This window comes from Protofrankia sp. Cj3 (assembly GCF_917627355.1).
In the GTDB taxonomy this organism is placed as follows: Bacteria; Actinomycetota; Actinomycetes; order Frankiales; family Frankiaceae; genus Protofrankia.
In genome coordinates this window covers 1-756 of the sequence record NZ_CAKJTR010000231.1, presented here as the reverse complement: position 1 = coordinate 756, position 756 = coordinate 1, and the positions used below count along the sequence as shown (strand labels likewise).

At 70.0% G+C, this 756-nt stretch carries 1 protein-coding gene; it reads right to left on the bottom strand.

The window, feature by feature from the left end; genetic code table 11:
• Positions 1-724: pentapeptide repeat-containing protein (locus MJ783_RS20980; RefSeq protein WP_239313040.1), on the bottom strand; the 724-nt coding region annotated here is incomplete at its 3' end.
• Positions 725-756 lie beyond the last annotated feature (32 nt).

Sequence of the window (756 nt, the reverse complement as noted above, 5' to 3'; positions counted from 1 at the left end):
CAGCCGCGTCCAGAAAGGCTCCGGTGAGCACCGCATCCCGCAGATCGGCATCCCGCAGATCGGCACGGTCGAGCCGAGCGTCAGTCAGATTCGCCTCCCGCAGATCGGCACCGCGCAGGTCTCGGCCGGAGAGGTCCTGCCCGGCGAGATCGGTGCCGGCCAGCTGCGCTCCCGTCCGCAGCATGATGCTCAGCCGGCGCGCCACCACCACCGCGTTCGCCTTCGCGACCGCGGGTGCGTCCGCGGTGTCGACGCTGTCCTGCGCCCACCGAGCTGCCGTGTCCCGGCCGGCCAGATCGGCGAAGAAATCCGCCATCAGCTCCGACATCTCCCGGGCCGCGAGCAGGTTACCGGCTTCGCCGGCCACCGCACTCTGTTCTGTGAGCTGGCGGGCGATGTCGGCGGCGACCAGGTACTCCATCACCGACCAGTGAATGAAGGAGAACCGGCCGTCGCTGTCCCGGCGCAGGGCCGTCCCCGAACCGAGGAGATGCGCAGCCTCGGCCGGGGTCAGGCCACGCGGATCTCGCATCGACCGGAGTACCTCGGCGGCGATCTCGGTCAGCCTGGTCACCTCGATGAACGCCTCGCCGTTCCGCCACATCGCCACGGCCAGTTCGGTGACAGCGGCCTTCCGTTCGTCGACCGTGAGCTCCGGTGAGCGTTTCTGCTCGTAGCCCAGCCACTGGTCGATCAGCTCCCGGTACAGGTCAGCCGCGGTCACCGTGCCACCGCGCTGGCGCGCCGCGTCTAACC